Source organism: Weissella sp. ESL1156 (genome assembly GCF_058505625.1).
This window is the reverse complement of the sequence record NZ_CP196372.1, coordinates 1,025,119-1,042,367: the sequence shown is the minus strand read 5'-3', so window position 1 is coordinate 1,042,367 and position 17,249 is coordinate 1,025,119. Positions and strand designations below refer to the sequence as shown.

Annotated in this window: 16 protein-coding genes; 13 read left to right on the top strand and 3 right to left on the bottom strand. The window is 35.4% G+C overall.

Features of this window, described 5'->3' with window-relative positions; translation table 11 throughout:
- Positions 1-136 precede the first annotated feature (136 nt).
- From ACSKY2_RS05210 to ACSKY2_RS05185, 6 genes are all read left to right on the top strand, one after another.
- Positions 137-565: an OsmC family protein gene (locus ACSKY2_RS05210; protein ID WP_489840793.1), complete on the top strand. Its 429-nt coding sequence runs from the start codon at positions 137-139 to the stop codon at positions 563-565.
- Positions 566-817: 252 nt separating this feature from the next.
- A complete protein-coding gene (locus ACSKY2_RS05205; protein WP_489877023.1) occupies positions 818-1,321 on the top strand; it encodes a hypothetical protein in 504 nt (167 codons plus the stop codon).
- 83 nt (positions 1,322-1,404) lie between these two features.
- A complete protein-coding gene (locus tag ACSKY2_RS05200; protein WP_489877022.1) occupies positions 1,405-2,091 on the top strand; it encodes a competence protein ComK in 687 nt (228 codons plus the stop codon).
- A 5-nt stretch (positions 2,092-2,096) separates the two neighbouring features.
- Positions 2,097-2,600, top strand: coding sequence for a methylated-DNA--[protein]-cysteine S-methyltransferase (locus tag ACSKY2_RS05195; protein ID WP_489877021.1), 504 nt, complete (start codon positions 2,097-2,099; stop codon positions 2,598-2,600).
- A 108-nt stretch (positions 2,601-2,708) separates the two neighbouring features.
- Positions 2,709-3,599: an aldo/keto reductase gene (locus ACSKY2_RS05190; RefSeq protein ID WP_489840797.1), complete on the top strand. Its 891-nt coding sequence runs from the start codon at positions 2,709-2,711 to the stop codon at positions 3,597-3,599.
- A 212-nt stretch (positions 3,600-3,811) separates the two neighbouring features.
- Positions 3,812-6,124: a glycoside hydrolase family 31 protein gene (locus ACSKY2_RS05185; RefSeq protein WP_489877020.1), complete on the top strand. Its 2,313-nt coding sequence runs from the start codon at positions 3,812-3,814 to the stop codon at positions 6,122-6,124.
- Positions 6,125-6,240: 116 nt separating this feature from the next.
- Here the strand turns inward: ACSKY2_RS05185 and ACSKY2_RS05180 are convergent, their stop codons facing one another.
- Positions 6,241-6,957 carry a GntR family transcriptional regulator gene (locus tag ACSKY2_RS05180; protein ID WP_489877019.1) on the bottom strand — a complete coding sequence of 239 codons (717 nt, stop codon included), beginning with the start codon at positions 6,955-6,957 and terminating at the stop codon, positions 6,241-6,243.
- A gap of 125 nt (positions 6,958-7,082) precedes the next feature.
- Positions 7,083-7,790 carry a deoxyribose-phosphate aldolase gene (gene deoC / locus ACSKY2_RS05175; RefSeq protein ID WP_489877018.1) on the bottom strand — a complete coding sequence of 236 codons (708 nt, stop codon included), beginning with the start codon at positions 7,788-7,790 and terminating at the stop codon, positions 7,083-7,085.
- A gap of 185 nt (positions 7,791-7,975) precedes the next feature.
- Here deoC and ACSKY2_RS05170 point away from each other — a divergent pair, with 185 nt between their 5' ends.
- From ACSKY2_RS05170 to ACSKY2_RS05155, 4 genes are read left to right on the top strand one after another with little or no spacing between them, the layout of a single operon-like run.
- The gene (locus tag ACSKY2_RS05170; RefSeq protein ID WP_489877017.1) at positions 7,976-8,389 is read left to right on the top strand and encodes a PTS sugar transporter subunit IIA; all 414 of its coding nucleotides are present in this window, start codon (positions 7,976-7,978) and stop codon (positions 8,387-8,389) included.
- A 21-nt stretch (positions 8,390-8,410) separates the two neighbouring features.
- A complete protein-coding gene (locus ACSKY2_RS05165) occupies positions 8,411-8,905 on the top strand; it encodes a PTS sugar transporter subunit IIB (RefSeq protein ID WP_489877016.1) in 495 nt (164 codons plus the stop codon).
- Between the two features lie 11 nt (positions 8,906-8,916).
- Positions 8,917-9,756, top strand: a complete 840-nt coding sequence (locus ACSKY2_RS05160) for a PTS mannose/fructose/sorbose/N-acetylgalactosamine transporter subunit IIC (RefSeq protein WP_489877015.1) — start codon at positions 8,917-8,919, stop codon at positions 9,754-9,756.
- 19 nt (positions 9,757-9,775) lie between these two features.
- A complete protein-coding gene (locus tag ACSKY2_RS05155; protein ID WP_489877014.1) occupies positions 9,776-10,600 on the top strand; it encodes a PTS system mannose/fructose/sorbose family transporter subunit IID in 825 nt (274 codons plus the stop codon).
- 165 nt (positions 10,601-10,765) lie between these two features.
- On the opposite strand, the gene ACSKY2_RS05150 is transcribed toward ACSKY2_RS05155, so the two are convergent.
- Entirely contained in the window at positions 10,766-11,944 is a 1,179-nt protein-coding gene (locus ACSKY2_RS05150; RefSeq protein ID WP_489877013.1) for an AraC family transcriptional regulator, read from the bottom strand.
- Positions 11,945-12,104: 160 nt separating this feature from the next.
- Between ACSKY2_RS05150 and ACSKY2_RS05145 the strand changes: the two genes are divergently transcribed.
- The 3 genes from ACSKY2_RS05145 to ACSKY2_RS05135 all read left to right on the top strand — a co-directional run bounded on the left by ACSKY2_RS05145 (position 12,105) and on the right by ACSKY2_RS05135 (position 17,230).
- Complete coding sequence (locus ACSKY2_RS05145; RefSeq protein ID WP_489877012.1) at positions 12,105-14,138, top strand: right-handed parallel beta-helix repeat-containing protein; 2,034 nt, start codon at positions 12,105-12,107, stop codon at positions 14,136-14,138.
- Between the two features lie 49 nt (positions 14,139-14,187).
- Positions 14,188-15,426 (top strand): MFS transporter, encoded by a 1,239-nt coding sequence (locus ACSKY2_RS05140; protein WP_489877011.1) that lies wholly within the window; start codon positions 14,188-14,190, stop codon positions 15,424-15,426.
- Between the two features lie 151 nt (positions 15,427-15,577).
- Positions 15,578-17,230, top strand: a complete 1,653-nt coding sequence (locus ACSKY2_RS05135; protein ID WP_489877010.1) for a glycoside hydrolase family 43 protein — start codon at positions 15,578-15,580, stop codon at positions 17,228-17,230.
- Positions 17,231-17,249 lie beyond the last annotated feature (19 nt).

Below are 17,249 nucleotides of genomic sequence, written 5' to 3'. Positions count from 1 at the left end.
ATTAAATAGTAAAAAAATCCGAAGCTACTTTTTTTATAATGTGAAGCGCTTCGGATTTTTAACTTGTCTAGAAAGTTGGTTTATTTATAGAAAACGCTTACAATAAAACTATGTTTTAAAAAGAGGAGACAATAATATGAAGAATGATGTGCGATGGGACAAAGCAATGTATACAACAGATACATATAATGAAGAAGGACTCAATGGGCATGCTTATGCTAAGGATGGACTTCGTGTGACAACCAGTAGTCCATTAAATGATGAGCCGGGAACGAATCCAGAACAGCTTTTGGGGATGTCATTATGTACATGCTTAGTTGGTACAATGACAGTTATTCTAAAAGAGCATAAGATTGACGTCCAAGCAAAGGCACATACTAAAGTATCGTATGTGAAGGGGAAAGGACGCTATGAGTTTTTAGTACATGCCCAAGTATGCGTACCAGGACAGACTTTATCACAAACGCGAGCATTAGTTAGTGAAGTTGAAAATCGTTGTTGTGTATCACAATTATTAAGTGGTAGCGACAATTATAGTATTGAAGCAGTTCTTGACTGGGATTAATCTGTTAATCAAAAATGACAGGGCTGACGAACATTTATGCCTATTGGTCATATTTGTTATTAATGACTATTTAAATTTGTCTACCCCTTTTCCCGAAAAAAATAACTAAAAAATATGGTGACTTAGTTACAAATTAGTTGATTGTAGCAAGTTTTAAAAAATAACTCTGATGATTGAGCCTTTTTTCTCTGGTTATGCAAGTCATAGGAGGTGGTATGGTAACACAAAATACAACCCAAAGGAGTTTTTTATATGACTGAGGAATTAGGCAGTGTTTTGAACCAATATGAGTTAATGATTCGTGGTGTTTTGAAATCCGGACATGTATATCGTCAAAATGATAATTTTGAAGATTATCGGCAAGAATTACGCTTGTTACTATTAAAACGATTACTGGCTGGTGAACAGTTAACACCTCAAGACAATCCGATGTTATTTAAATGGTTATTATGGCGTTTACGAGACTTACAGCGGGGGAGTCAGCGTTATGAATCACGCCATATTTTTGCGGCTGAAATACCAGAAATTGTGACAAGTGAATTAGCTTTTGAACAAATAGAGACGGTTGTAACGATTGATAAATTAATAAAAAAGCAACGTCAGTATCATGTATTACATGATTTAATGATGGATTTTATGCACTATCCGGATGACTTAATTACCCAACGGTGTATGCGTCTAAAAATTCATCGAATGACATATCATCGCCGGTTAAAATTATTACAGCAGATCATTAAACAAAATCGAACTGCGTAGTTTTAAATAAAGGAATGTAAAAAAATATGTCACAAACTATCGTGATATCAGACAAAGGATACTGTCAGGAAGTTCTTCGACAGATGACAGAAATTAGTGAGATTTGTCCCAATACGACGATGCTAATTGTTGCCGCACGTGATCGTTATCAGCGTTCGGTTTCACGTGTTTACTATGAAGATGGTACTGTTGTTGATACCTTATTATCGACAAATCGGTTGATCAATAAATTAGAATATGTGTTAGGTGTCAGTCGTTGCAATCAAGTAGAAGCATACTATCGTTTGTTGCCCCCGTCTTTAAGCGGGCAAATGCGTAGCTGGGTGATGCAAAATCATGCGTTTGTACCGGTCACTAGTTATAAAAGTGGCCCAACAACATGGATTAATGTGCGTCATATCGTAGCGGTACAAACTCGGGGGTTACGGACAAATATTGTGTTAAGTGATGGATCAGTCATTCAAATTACAAAACATAAAGAAAAGTTTTTAAAACAGTTGTCTGCAACAAAAGTTGTTAGCTTATGGATGACACAATATGCTTTGGGTCATGGTGATCGATTTGATAAAATGGTATTATCTTGTGTTGATTGGCCAAGAGAAGCTAGTCAACATGTGGATCGACAACGATTACGTGATATGTTGCTTGTCATAACTTTAGAAGAACATCTTGCTCACGTGACGGAGGCTAATGTCAAGAAAATGCTTCGAGGATTAATGGTGCATTTGATGCAACATATTGATAAAGAAAAAGATGTTAGGAAGGACTAGTAAGTATGCAGCAATATTCTCAAGTAATTGAAACGCCGTTAGGTAAGATGACCTTGTTAAGTGATGACAACGCACTATTGGGTAGTTGGTTTGAAAATCAAAAACACTTTGGTGGCAAGTATGATTTAACACAGGCTATTGACAATGAAACCCCTGTATTACGACAAGCTAAAAAATGGTTAGCAGATTACTTTGCCGGTAAGCAGCCCTTGCTGACAATGCCGATTAAGTTACATGTGACATCATTTCAAGAACAGGTGTTACACACGTTACAACAAATTGATTATGGGCAAACTGTTACTTACAAAGACATTTGTCAGCAATTAACGACAGATGAAGTATATGCTAAACATTTATCACGTGCTGTGGGACATGCCATTGGTACGAATCCGTTGTCGATTTTTTTACCTTGTCATCGGGTACTTGGTAGTAATGGTTTACTTACGGGTTATGCTGGGGGGATTGATCGCAAACGAGCGTTATTAGCTCTTGAACAGGGCACCCTTTAAATCACAAGCACCCCTTTTACTAACTTAAGAAAAGTATGATATGATGAAACTGAAATGAAGCGCTTGCTTCATCAATATCATACAATCAATCAAAAAGGGAGTACTAACATGACATTAGAATTTGCACACAAGTTAGGTTTAGGAACTAACAAGGTTGGTGGTCACAATTTATTTGATCATTTGGACGAACAAGATGGTTATGAATTAGTACGCGCCGCATTAGATGCGGGTATTAACGTACTTGATACTGCGTTTGTCTATGGTTTAGGTCGTTCAGAGGAAATTATTGGGGATGTTATCCAAGACTATGACCGTAGTAAGATTATTATTGCAACGAAGGGTGCTCAAAATCCAGATAAAGATTTGGCACCAGATAACAGTCCAGAATTTTTAGTGAAAACAGTGGAAGAGTCTTTGAAGCGTTTAAAGACAGATTATATTGATATTTTTTATATTCATTTTCCAGATGATACGTCAGATAAATTGGCTGCCGTGGAAGCACTTGATAAGTTAAAGCAAGCAGGTAAGATTCGTGCGATTGGTGTTTCAAACTTTAGTTTTGATCAACTAAAGGAAGCTAATGCAACTGGTAAAGTTGATTTTGACGAAGATTACTATAGTCTGGCACATCGTGATGAGGAGCAAGAACGCTTCGACTATCTTCGTGAGCACGGTATTGGTTTTGTACCTTACTTCCCATTGGAATCTGGTCTATTAACTGGTCGTTATGGCAAGTCGGATCGTGAAAAATTTGATCGTTTAGATGATGCGAAATTTGATCAGATCATGACAGGTCTTGATGAATTACGTCAGATTGCGGATGCACACCAAACATCATTAACACATGTTGTTTTGGCATGGTACATGGCAAATCCAAATATTAGTTTGGTGATTCCAGGTGCTCGTAATGCTGAGCAAGCAACTGATTTAGCAAAGTCGTTAGATGTTCAGTTATCAGCTGATGAATATCATACAATTGATGAGGCTTTCAAAGCTTAGTATCATTTATTGAAAGAGTGAGGCAATCGGCTTCAGTCTTTTGGAACACGTTTAAGGGAGGGCGTTGATCTACCAATTTCAAATTGATAGATTGACGTCCTTTTTAGTTGTTCATAATGATCGATGGGCCAACCTTTTTTTGTTATTTGCGTAAACGCTTACATAATTGCTATACTGAAAACGTAGATAATATTATTCAGGGGGGATTATTGATGACAAATATTGTACAAGGACAGCATTATCGATTCACATTACTAACGGATCGTTTAATTCGATTAGAGTATTCAGAATCAGGTAGGTTTGAAAATCGGCAAACGCAATTGGTTGTCAATCGTGATTTTGATGATGTTGATTATACAGTTAAAGAAGACAATGACGCACATCTTATAGAAATTGAGACAGCTTATTTCCATCTTTATTATGATGGTGGCGCCTTTGCAGGTAGTAACTTACGAATTGATTCAAAGTATCAATATCGATTACATGATAGTCGCTGGTATTTCGGTGAAAAAGAACCTGGTAATTTGGGTGGTACGATTCCAACATTGGATGTGGTTGATGGTGCGACACCACTTGAAAATGGGATTATGAGTCGTAATGGCTATGCCTATTTGGATGATACAGAATCATTTGCTTTAGAAGATAATGCCTTTGTGCCACGAGCACCTGAACAAACCGATGGCTACTTCTTTGCATATGGTCGTGATTATCGACAGGCATTAGCTGATTATTATCATCTGAGTGGTAAAACACCAATTTTGCCACGTTATGCATTAGGCAATTGGTGGAGTCGTTATTATAAATATACACAAGATGAATATTTAAACCTCATGGATCATTTTGAAGAAGAAGGTGTACCGATTAGTGTTTCAGTTATTGATATGGATTGGCATCGGACAAATGATGTGCCAGCACGCTTTGGTAGTACTTGGACTGGCTATTCATGGAATCGTAAATTATTTCCAAATCCTGAAAAATTTTTAGCGGAATTGAAAAAGAGACACAAGCATATTACAGTCAATACACATCCCGCCGGTGGTATTCGTGCTTTTGAGGATGCGTATCCAGCAGTCGCCAAACGTCTTGGCTTGGATACTGTTCATGAAGAACCAGCATCATTCGATTTTGATAATCCAAAATTCCGTGAGGCTTATTTTGAAGATGTTCATCATCCGCTTGAAAAGCAAGGATTGGATTTTTGGTGGTTGGATTGGCAACAGGGTTCTAGTCGTAGTAAGGATAAAGTGGAACCTTTGTGGAGTTTAAATCATTATCATTATTTGGATAATGCCCAATCACATGATGGTGAAGGTTTGATTTTATCACGGTATGCTGGACCGGGTTCACATCGCTATCCAGTGGGCTTTTCCGGCGACACTGTCATCACATGGGCATCCTTAAATTTCCAACCATACTTTACAAATACGGCAACCAATATTGGTTATACTTGGTGGAGTCATGATATTGGCGGTCATATGAAAGGTAGCTTTGATCCAGAATTGGCATTACGTTGGGTGCAATACGGTGTATTCAGTCCAATCAATAGGCTACACAGTTCCGATAATCCATTTTCAGGAAAGGAACCTTGGAAATTCCGTGAAGACGTGCGCCAGTATATGGATCACTATTTGCGATTACGAAATCAATTAGTACCTTATTTGGATAGTGCAAACATTCAGACAAACTTAAACGATCGTGCATTAATTGAACCGCTTTATTATCGTTATCCTGATAATGAAGAAAGCTATTTGTACAAGAACCAGTATTTCTTTGGTAACGAGTTGATGGTTGCACCAATTACGACGCCACAAGATAAGCATTTACATGTTGGCTTTGTAGATGCTTGGTTACCAAGTGGCGAATGGATGGATATTTTTACAGATCTTGTTTATCAAGGGGATGCGAATGAGGAGCAACCCCTAGTTTCAAGTACAATGTTGAATGGTCAATATAAGTCTGGCGCAACAACTGTTCGCTTCGGAAGAACCTTAGAAAATATACCAGTATTAGCAAGACTAGGGGCAATTGTGCCAATGACCAGTGATGCCATGCAATTAGCAGATGTCTTACCTGAAGATATTGATATCCATGTTTATGGTCAAAAAGATAATTCATATACAATGTATGAACATGTTGGTCATGCGATTGCACAAACTAAAATAACTGTGCAAGATGGTCAACTAACAATACATGTGATTGATCCAGATCACATTATCCCTATAAATCGAACAATGACCTTTAAGTTACATGCTTTCACAATTGATGGTCAATCTGAATTGGCACTGCATAATAATGACCAATATCATGGGCAGGCACAAACAGATACAAAACAAAGTCAACGTGCACGGCAACAATTATTAGATCAATTACAAGGTGCGGAAATGTCCTATGAAGAAAAACGTGAGATATTGAAAAAGGTTGATAATTCAGATATGACGGCTATGAAATTAGCAACTTATGCGCAAACATTGGATGATTGTAACCTACAATCAATGATTGTGGAATACGCAACATTGATTCAATAAATAATGAAAGTTCTTTTATTAAGTGAGATAGAGATGACTATCTCACTTTTTTGTATGCTACAAAAAGTACTGCCAACGCATGTTAATTCGTTAGCAGTACTTAATTATAGTTAGACCTATTGATTGACTGCAATCTTAAAAGAACTGATATCACCGCGATATTTTGATAAGGCATATTCTACAGGAATATCATCTTTGGTATAGGTGATAGTATGGAAGTAGAATAAGGGGTCATCTAATGGTATTTGTAATAATGCAGCAGTTGTTTCATCTGCACGCAAAAGTTCTAATGTTCGTGACGCATGGGTCATATTTAGATGATGTGCTTCAAACGTATGTAAAACAGATTCTGTTTCAAAGTTGTGATGATCAAAATCAGGTAAATATTTTGTTGGAATATATGAAGTTGTCAATAAAATAGGCTCATCGTCAGCATATCTTAACCGTGTTAAAGCAAAAATAGTATCATTAGTAGTCAACTGTAGAGCTGTTTGAATTTCTGGTGTGACAATCGTTTTTGTTAGACTAATGACTTTTGTTTTTGGAATAACCCCTTTTTCGTCCATCTCATCAGAATAGCTTTTAATCATATGGGTAAAGTTTTGCTCAATTTTGGTTGCTTTTACCCAAGTACCTAATTTTTTTCGACGAGCTAAATAACCTTCGTTGACAAGGACCTGAATGGCTTGCCGAATCGTTGGGCGACTAACCTGAAAATGATCAACTAAATCAATTTCCTTTGGAATAAAGCTGTTTAATGGATAGGTACCATCTTGGATACGAGTTAGTATTTGATTTGCAATAATGCGATATTTTGGTTGTGATTGTGTCATATAGACCCTCTAGTTAAATGATGTGGTAAGTTTTCTTATACATTGAATTAAAATGTTATAAAAATCATTATAATATAATAACCCTCTTATTGCATGCGCGTATAAGAGGGTTTGTTTATTATATTTTATAATTCAATATAAGAAATGTTGTCTTGCGACATACGTTCTTTTAATACATTGATAATTTTGATACCAGAACTTGTACCAATTCTTTCAGCACCGGCCGCAATTAATGCTAAGAAGTCGTCAGAATTCCGGATACCACCTGCAGCTTTAACTTTGACGGCACCATTAACTGTTTCTTTCATCAATTTAACGTCTTCAACGGTTGCACCACCAGTACCAAAACCGGTTGAAGTTTTAATGAAATCAGGTTTAACAATCTTAGCGATTTCAGCTAAGTGTTTAATTTCTGATTTTTCTAGATAACAATTTTCAAAAATTACTTTGCTAATGACATTATTTTCACGACAAACGGCCACAATTTGTGTCATTTCGTCTTGAATATAGTCCCAATTGCCATTCTTAACTTCTGTTAGATTAACAACATAGTCAATTTCATTAGCCCCATTCTTAATCGCATCACGGGTATCAAATACTTTTGATGTAATAGTTGTCTGCCCCAATGGAAAACTAATTGCAGCACCAGTATGTACATCAGAACCAGCTAATTCTTGTGAACATAAGTATGATTGCACTTGATTAATAGCAACCATCTTAAAGTGATATTCCTTTGCTTCTTGGCAAAGCTTCTTCATGTCGGCTGCACTAGCGTAAGCATGTAGGTTCGTATGATCAATAAGTTGACTAAAATCGTCAATAGAATACTTCATGTTAAATCCCCTTTTTGTTAGTAGTATATGTCCTTACATGTCCCATTTTAATTTGTTTTTTCAGAAAGTCAAATGGTATATATTTAATAATTATTTTAAATAAAAAAAGATTGTTGACACTTTGTAAACGGTTACATATAATAAAGTCGTAAAACAAATATGTCATGACAAATAGGAGGGGGACCGTGAATATTTTAATTACGACACATGGTAAATTAGCCGAGGGGTTGTTGTCGGGCTTGTCATTTATTACAGGTAGTACTGAGCACGTTGATGCAGTTGCATTAGATGAAATGGGAATTGATAATTTTCGACAACGTTTGCAACAAAAGTTTAATGAAGCAACTGAGCCATTAATTGTATTAGCTGATTTAAAAGGTGGTACACCATATAATGAATCGTTTGCTTATTATTTAGGACATCCGGAGAAAATTCGTGTTGTTAGTGGCGTGAATTTACCAATGGTGATTGAGCTTGCGACGATGATTTCTGGATTAAGTAGCTTAGATGAAGCGGTAGACATTGTGCAGCAGGCAGGCATCAATGGCATATCAGTTCCAGACAACGATGATGAAGATGAAGAAGAAATTGACTTTTAATCAAGAGGGGGAATTTTAACTATGACAATTTCATTAGTACGTGTTGATGATCGTGTAATTCATGGTCAAACGATGACTCGTTGGACAAAGGCACGTCCAGTTGATGGTATTTTAGTTGTTGGTGATAGCATTGCTCATAATAAGTTACGTCGTCGTGTGTTGAAGGCAGCAGCAAATGATTTAAAAGTTGGTATTTATACAGTTGCTGAAGCACCTGAAAAAATTGCTAATGGAGTGGCCTCAAAAAAACGTTTCTTTTTGATTAGTGATTCACCACAAACTTTCTCACAACTAGTTGATATGGGTGTGGATTTTGGACAAAAATTAAATGTTGGCCCAATGAATACACGTCCTGACACTAAGGTATTGGGAAATACAGTGGCAATTGATCAGGCAGACTATGATGCTTTTCAAAATATTAATGACCACAATATTGATATTCAATTTCAATTATTACCAGATGATAGTATTCGCAGTTGGGAAACACTAAAAAATAAATATGATGCAATGGACTAGGGGGAAGTACCATGAGTTTATTTATACCAGCATTATTAACAGGTATTTTTTGTTATCTAGGAGCGATTGAATCGCCTTGGATGTTTGGAATGACTGGTGGTTTTTATATCGTTGGTCGTCCCTTAGTTGCAGGATTATTAGTTGGTTTAGCATTTGGGGATGTTCATGCCGGTATTTTATGCGGTTTGGCAGTGCAAGCTGTTTTTATTGCCAATCTATCAACGGGTGGTGCAACTAACAGTGAAATTACTTATGCTGCCTATGGTGGTATTGGTCTAGCAATGGCTACGACTAAAGATCCAGCAATTGCAGTTACATTAGCTATTTTAATTGGACAAACATTTGGACTTATTTTCTATAATTTTCGTATGGCTTTCTATTCATATTGGAATACACGTGCTGAAAAAGCAGCAGAAAACAATGATGATCGTGGCATTGTGATGAATCATTTAGTCTTTCCACAAATTACAACATTCTTAATTCGTGCATTACCTGTATTCTTAGCAATTTATTTTGGTAAGGGATTAGTTGATTGGTTAATTCAAAGTATTCCTGATATGATAACTCATATTATTCAAGTACTTGGTGGCGTGCTGCCAGCATTAGGTATTGCAATGCTGATGTCAATTGTTATTAAAAATAAGTCTCATCTTATTTTCTTCTTTGCTGGCTTCGTATTACTTGCTTTCGCGAAGTTAAGCATGATTGCGATTGTATTTATTGCAGCGCTAGTAGCTTATATGTATTTTTATGCATCAACACAAAAAAGTGGTGGTCAAGCAGCAACAACATCAGAGACTACTGAAACAGTTGACACAGATGATGTGTATGAAGATGATGATTTATTCTAAGGACTAGGGGGAGTCAATCATGGTTGAACAAAAAAAGAAAACAATCCTAACGAATAAAGAATTGAATCAAATTTGGCGTCGTTGGGGATTTACTCATCTTAGTTCGATGAGTTATGAAAAAATTCAAGGACATTCTTGGGCGTATGCTTATCTACCATTTGCACGAAAGCATTATAAAGATGATCCAGAAAAAAAGCGTCGATTATTAATAAGACATTCAATGTTTTATAATACTGAGCCACAAACAGGACAATTAATTAATGGAATTGTTGCTTCACTAGAAGAGCAAATTGCCATGGGCGAAGATGTTTCGGAAGAAATGCCAGTGAATATTAAGACGACTTTGATGGGCCCACTTGCTGGTATTGGAGATTCAATTATTCAAGGAATCATCGTACCTATTCTATTATCGATTGCGATGAGTTTGGCAGCTGGTGGTAGCGTCTTTGGTCCAATATTCTATATCTTGGCTTATGGTGTTATCGGTGTTTCAATTTCTTATATTGCGTTTAGAAGTGGTTATCGCCTAGGAGTTAATGCCATCGACACAATTGTTGGTGAAAATTCTAAGCGGATCACTGATGCGTTTAATATTTTAGGTGTCATGGTCGTTGGTGCTTTAGCTGCTAACACCATTGTCCTTAAGACTACTGCACATATTCCAATGGGTGGTAAGTCAGCATCGCTTGAAAGTGTTCTTAATGGCATTTTCCCAGGCTTGCTACCATTGGGGATGGTTATGCTAGGCTGGTGGTTAGTGTCAAGTAAGCAAATGTCAGCAACAAAAGTTATTTTGATTATGGTCGTCATTGTAACAATTGGTTGTTTAGTTGGTTTGTTCTAAAAATCAGTAACAACATTATATAGAATTAAATAGAGTAAAAGTCGGGTATGATTTCTATGAAGTGCCCCTTAATTGTTAGGCATAAAAATCTAACAATTATGGAATACTTCAAAATCTTTACTCGACTTTTTATATATTTAAATGTTTATTTTGTGTAGGTTAGGCTTATCCAATATTTATATTTATAAAGTCATAAATATTCCAATTTTTTACAAGATAGGGGTTCTTTTTCAGTTTGCTAGGAGCAACCCCAACCCTTTTTTTGAATTCTCTTGTCAGGTGAGCTTGATCTGAAAAGTTTAAAGTATTGGCGATTGTTGCTAGAGAAAGATTAGTTGTCATAATCAATTGCATAGCTCGGTTAACTTTAATTAATATTTTAAATTGCGGAATGGTTATGCCAATTTCTTTTTTAAATATTGTTGATAAATAATGGGGAGAAATATTTAAGTGATAACTCAACTCACTCACAGAAATTGTTGTTTCCGGTGAATTTATGATGTGTTGGTACACCAATCGCACATTTTTACTTAAATTTTCATTTTTAAGATTTAGAACCCGTTTTGACATATCTTTTAAACTAATTTCTATTTCTGAGATGACCTTATTAAATGAAGGGAGAATCTCTAAATTACGTACGTATTCATCATTAAGGGTATAAGCCATATCGTAATCCATCCCTGCATCAATAACTGAACGTAGAATTACGGAAATGATAATGATACCCCAATTTTTAATACTACGAATAGATCCTTCTTGAGACAAAATACCGATTCTTCCAGAGGTCATTAATTTTGTAAAGATATCGTGAATTTGGGTGTCATTACCTAGTAAAACAGCTGATTTTAAAGCAATTTCATAAGAATGATTAATGTGAGCACCTTCGTCATTTAAATCTATATAGGATACAGCACTCTGAAAGTGTGGTATATAGGATGCATTTTCAAAAGCGTTATTAATTTGTTGGTCATTAATTGGTAAACCTATTAAATGACTAAACAGCACTAATTGATAGATACAATTAGATTTATTTAGAATGGTTGTATTTAAATTTTCCGATAGATAAGCGTTTTTTTGATGTAATTCATTTGTACTAGATGTCTCAATAATCTCGGGTCCAAGGATGTAAATAAATTGGTCAACATGAAAATAAAAAGAATATAAATTAAAATCATGTTTTAAAATAACAAAATGTTCTTCAGTAGGCAGATTATGAATCATCGAAAAATAAGTGTTTGTTAGAACATCACCTTTTTTATAACATATTTCATAATTTTCCTTTGTTAATTCAATTTTTATAGCTAATGTATTTAATGAATTTATATATATTTGATCAAGTTCCATATCCAGTGTCTACTCTTTTATTCAAATAATAGTATTTTTGTTCAAGTTATTAGAATTCGTACCTATTATAATATAATTTGTAAGCGGTTACAAATAAACAAAATTTGTACTGTAAATCAAAAACAGTGTGTATTGAAAATACTAAGGGGAGCGTATTTGTATGAAAATTTATGTAGATACAAATAAGAAGTTTGATGGAAATGGTAGCAAGACTGCACCGTTTAAATTTATTAATGATGCTGCTAAGCTTGCAAAATCAGGTGATGAAGTTTTAGTTTATCCTGGTACGTATCGTGAATATGTTAATCCAATTAATGCCGGAACAAAAGATGCACCAATTACGTATCGTAGTGTAGAACCACTCGGTGCAATAATTACTGGTGCTGAAAAAGTAGATTATTGGCAACCTTACGAAGGTGATGTTTGGGTAACGACCATCGATAATAGTGTGTTTGGTAGTTACAATCCATACACAACTTATGTGATGGGTGATTGGTATTTTGGTCCAGTTAATAAGCATACTGGGGCAGTATATATGAATGAATTACAGTTTTATGAGACTGTAACGTTAGATGAATGTATCAAAGCTGATGTATATGGTCGTTCTTGGGAACGTGATAAGTCTGTCTATAAGTGGTACACAGAGCAAAATACTGAGGCTGATCAAACAGTTATTTATGCTAATTTCCAAGGAAAGAATCCTAATCATGAAAATGTAGAAATTAATGTACGACGTGAAGTTTTCATGCCACAAGAAACAGGTGTTGATTATACAACGGTTTCTGGTTTTAAGATCAATAAAGCCGCAACTACATGGGCACCACCTGCTTCATATCAAGATGGGATGATTGGCCCTCACTGGTCAAAAGGATGGATTATTGAAGATTGTGAGATTAGTCACAGCCGTTGTGCTGGAATTTCGTTAGGAAAGTATAAGGATCCTGAAAATGATCAATACTTTACGTATCATCATGTGAAGAGTCCAACTCAAATGGAGCGTGATGCTGTAAGTCGTGGTCAATATCATGGTTGGCTGAAAGAAAATATTGGTCATCATATTGTACGTCGTTGTAACATTCATCATTGTGAACAAGACGGTATTGTTGGTCGTCAAGGATGTGTCTTCAGCTTAATTGAGGACAATGTTATTCACGATATTAACAACATGCAAGAGTTAGCAGGTGCTGAAATTGCAGGAATTAAGTTGCATGCTGCCATTGATGTTGTGATGCGTAGAAATCATATCTATGACTGTACAATGGGAATTTGGACCGATTGGGAAGCTCAAGGAACACGAATGACCCAAAACTTGTTGGATCATAATTATGCTCCCGCAGGTACTGCTGAACGAATTACTGGTGCAATGCAAAGCCAAGATATTTTTGTTGAAGTAGGCCATGGGCCTACTTTGATTGATAACAATTTAATGTTATCAAAAGTATCATTAAGATTAGCAACACAGGGTGTCGCTTGTGTTCATAATTTGATGTTAGGTTCAATCACATCAATTGGTGACAATACTAGTTTCTTTGTTAATGGTGTCAACCAACCACGCTTTACACCTTACCATATTCGTCATCGTACTGAAGTAGCTGGATTTATGACGATTCTTCATGGTGATGATCGTTTCTACAATAATATTTTTGTGCAAAACTGGCCAGTCGAGCCAGAAGGTAAGGAATCATTAGTAGATCGTGAAGCTAAAGATACGGAACAAGTTGGAACAAATGGATTTGATGAATACCCTACTTATGAAGAATGGGCTGCACAATTTGCCAAGATGGATGGTACTTTTGCTCGTGAAACAGATATGGATGATTTAGTACCTGCTCATTTCGGTCATTTACCAATTTGGGCTTCAGGTAATGTTTACTTTAACGGTGCTAAACCATGGAAGAAGGAAACTGATAACTTGGTTAATACTAAGGACGCTGTTGATATTGCATTGTCAGAAAATGAGAATGACCTTTCTATAAAAACAAATCTTTATGATTTTATGGAGAACTATTTCACTAAAGTAATTACGACGGAAACATTAGGTAAAGCATTTGAGCCAGAACAAGCATATGAAATGCCTGACGGTTCAAGTATTACATTTAATGAAGATTACTTTGGTAATCATCGTGGTGTTTCAACGATTCCAGGACCATTTGCTTCAAAAGAAGCCGCAAGTAAGGTACTTTGGGGAAAATAATATCTATTTTTTTGGATAAAAAGATTATTGAAATCTATGAGGATATGACATGGAAGTTAGAGAAGAAAATACTGGCAGCAAATTTCCATTTAGATTAGGATTTGGGTTAATGTTTGGGCTAGTTGGTTGGTTGGTACCTTATCTTGGTATCAATACAACTTTACTACCTTCAAAAATTCAACAAATTTCACCAGATAACAAAGTCCAAATTGTTGCTTTACTTGCAACAATCGCTATGATTGTTGCAACAATAGCAAACATTATTGAGGGGGCATTGTCAGATAGAACGGTTAGTCGGTGGGGTAAGAGAAATCCTTGGATTTTTGCTGGCATGATTACGACTGTCATTTGTTTTTTCTTTCTTACAAGAGTAACAACAATAACAGGATTAATAATTAATTGGTCGATTTATCAAATTGCATTGAATATGATGGTTGCTCCTTTGGTTGCGTTTATTGCTGATAAAGCACCAAAAAAATATAGAGGTTCAATATCAGCTTTTTATGGCGTTGGAAATAATATGGGACAACCAGTTGGAACACTGATTGCTTCAAATTTTATTACGAATATTAATTCAGGAATATATATATTTATTATTTTTGAGGTAGTATTTACATTACTCGGATTATTTTTAATTGGTGACACGAGTAATAAGGGCGAGAAAGTAAAAAAATTACATGGTGCTGAATTATTTGAAGCATTTTCGTTTCCTATTCATGGAGATGTTCGTGATTTTTACTTTGCCGTGTTTGGGAAATTGTTATTTGTTTCAGCACAATCAATAATTACAGGTTATCAATTATATATATTTACTGATTATATTAAGCTTTCTTCCGCTGATGCAGCACATAATCTATCAATTATGTCTGTTATCCTATTAATTACCGGTGTTCTTTTCGGTATTATTGGCGGACCACTTGCTGATAAGTTCCATAGTCTAAAGCTACTGGTTGCTCTGGCAACAGTAGCAATGGGTGTTGGTATTATCATTCCAGGTATAACTGCATCAGCGTGGACAATGTTGGCATATGCAACGCTTAGTGGTGCTGCAATGGGAATGTATAATTCAGTTGATCAAGCGCTAAATGTTAGCGTGTTACCAAATCCTGATAATACAGCTAAAGATTTGGGTATTGTTAATCTAGCTAATTCACTTGGACAAGTATTGGGACCAATCGTTGCCTCAATGATAGTCGGATTTGCAGGATATAGATTGATATTTCCAGCAGCTGGATTGATGTGTCTTATTGGTGCAATATTAATCATCTTAATTAGAAAAGTTAAATAAAAAAACGTAAGGATCGAAGCGATAAGTTTATCAGCTTCGATTTTATTTATTTTGAAAACGATTACAAAAAAGTTATAAATTTTGTGAATTCGATGTTATAATAGTTGGTGTACAAAACCAACTTACTAAAAAATAATAGAAAGAGGAAAAAATGAAAGATTCAAATATAATTACTAACCCAATTATTCCTGGTTTTACACCAGATCCTTCCATTTTAAGAGTTGGCAGTGATTATTATATTGCGACTTCTACTTTTCATTGGAATCCAGGCGTTTTGTTGTTTCATTCCACTGATTTAGCTAATTGGAATTTAGTTTCTAGAGTTTTTGAAGAAAATGAGGGCATTGACTTACGTGGCGTTGATACTCCTGCGGGAATTTGGGCACCACATCTATCTTATGATGAAAACGAAAATAAATATTGGATTGTGATATCTAAAATGAATAGCATGGTAGGTCGTTACTATGATACTGATAACTATGCAGTTTGGTCTAACTCTATATTAGGAAACTGGTCCAAACCAATCTACTTAAATTCAGTTGGCTTTGACCCTTCATTGTTTCATGATGACGATGGTAGACATTGGTTGGTCACTTTGAGATGGGAAACTAGAGATCATTACGAAGATCCAGGAACCATAGTTTTAGAAGAATTTGATACCCAGAAAGAGAGAGTTTTTGGTCCTACTTTTGAATTGACAAATGGAGGTACTGATCGAGGTTGTGTAGAAGCACCACATATCTATAAAAAGGATGGTTATTATTATTTAATGACAGCTGAAGGAGGTACTGGATATGGACATAGTGTTGTTATACAGCGTTCTAAAACAATAACTGGTCCATATGAAAGTGATCCAGATAACCCAATCATAACGTCAACACCATATTACTATTATCGTAAAAACGATCCTGATGCATCAAGATTTGATTTATATAACCCAAATGCTGAAATTCAAAAAGCAGGTCATGGGTCATTAGTTGAAACAGAAAATGGGGAGTGGTTTATTGCACATTTATCTGCAAGGCCGTTGCCAGGGACAATTAAGTCAATTTTAGGTAGAGAAACATCCATTCAAAAAGTTGAGTGGACTAAGGATGGGTGGTTAAGAATGATAGATGGTTCAAACTTAGCTAAAAAGACCACACCAGGCATTACAGGCGTTTCATATAAAGAAGATACCAGTGATCATGGCATGATGGATCATTTTGATAATGCTAAATTAGATATTCATTTACTATCGCCTTATTCACAAATAAAAAATAATTGGGTTAATACGACTGAGCATCCAGGATGGGCTAGGATTTATGGTAAACAATCATTTTACTCTCGCTTTGAAACATCGTTATTGGCTTGCCGTGCAGATGCATTTAATTTTATAACAACTACTAAGTTAGAATTTCATCCGGAACATTTTTCACAATCTGCTGGAATGGTACTTTATTATGATAATAAAAATTGGATTTTCTTAAGACTAACCTTCGATGAACATAAAAGAATACCAGTATTGGATATCTTAAAAGCAGAGAAAGCCTCAAAGGAAGAAATAATTTTAGAAAAAAGGTCAATTCCTAGAGGTGTTGTGGAATTAAAAATTGTAGTTAGCTTTGGTAAGGCACAATTTAGTTATAAGGAAAAGGATAATTCTAATTGGCAAGTATTGTTAGAAAATGTTGATATTTCGTATATGTCTGACGAACAAATAAAAGGATTTACAGGATTAATGATTGGTATTGGAGCATGGGATTCATACAGGCATGATTCTTTTGCAGACTTTGACTTTTTTAAGGTTGAGGATGAACTATAAAATTTTGGGGAATTTTAAA

Bases quoted from the DNA above. Each gene is read 5' to 3' on its own strand.
- ACSKY2_RS05210 (WP_489840793.1), top strand. From the start codon at position 137: ATGAAGAATGATGTGCGATGGGACAAAGCAATGTATACAACAGATACA.
- ACSKY2_RS05205 (WP_489877023.1), top strand. From the start codon at position 818: ATGACTGAGGAATTAGGCAGTGTTTTGAACCAATATGAGTTAATGATT.
- ACSKY2_RS05200 (WP_489877022.1), top strand. From the start codon at position 1,405: ATGACAGAAATTAGTGAGATTTGTCCCAATACGACGATGCTAATTGTT.
- ACSKY2_RS05195 (WP_489877021.1), top strand. From the start codon at position 2,097: ATGCAGCAATATTCTCAAGTAATTGAAACGCCGTTAGGTAAGATGACC.
- ACSKY2_RS05190 (WP_489840797.1), top strand. From the start codon at position 2,709: ATGACATTAGAATTTGCACACAAGTTAGGTTTAGGAACTAACAAGGTT.
- ACSKY2_RS05185 (WP_489877020.1), top strand. From the start codon at position 3,812: ATGACAAATATTGTACAAGGACAGCATTATCGATTCACATTACTAACG.
- ACSKY2_RS05180 (WP_489877019.1), bottom strand. From the start codon at position 6,957: ATGACACAATCACAACCAAAATATCGCATTATTGCAAATCAAATACTA.
- deoC (WP_489877018.1), bottom strand. From the start codon at position 7,790: ATGAAGTATTCTATTGACGATTTTAGTCAACTTATTGATCATACGAAC.
- ACSKY2_RS05165 (WP_489877016.1), top strand. From the start codon at position 8,411: ATGACAATTTCATTAGTACGTGTTGATGATCGTGTAATTCATGGTCAA.
- ACSKY2_RS05160 (WP_489877015.1), top strand. From the start codon at position 8,917: ATGAGTTTATTTATACCAGCATTATTAACAGGTATTTTTTGTTATCTA.
- ACSKY2_RS05155 (WP_489877014.1), top strand. From the start codon at position 9,776: ATGGTTGAACAAAAAAAGAAAACAATCCTAACGAATAAAGAATTGAAT.
- ACSKY2_RS05150 (WP_489877013.1), bottom strand. From the start codon at position 11,944: ATGGAACTTGATCAAATATATATAAATTCATTAAATACATTAGCTATA.
- ACSKY2_RS05145 (WP_489877012.1), top strand. From the start codon at position 12,105: ATGAAAATTTATGTAGATACAAATAAGAAGTTTGATGGAAATGGTAGC.
- ACSKY2_RS05140 (WP_489877011.1), top strand. From the start codon at position 14,188: ATGGAAGTTAGAGAAGAAAATACTGGCAGCAAATTTCCATTTAGATTA.
- ACSKY2_RS05135 (WP_489877010.1), top strand. From the start codon at position 15,578: ATGAAAGATTCAAATATAATTACTAACCCAATTATTCCTGGTTTTACA.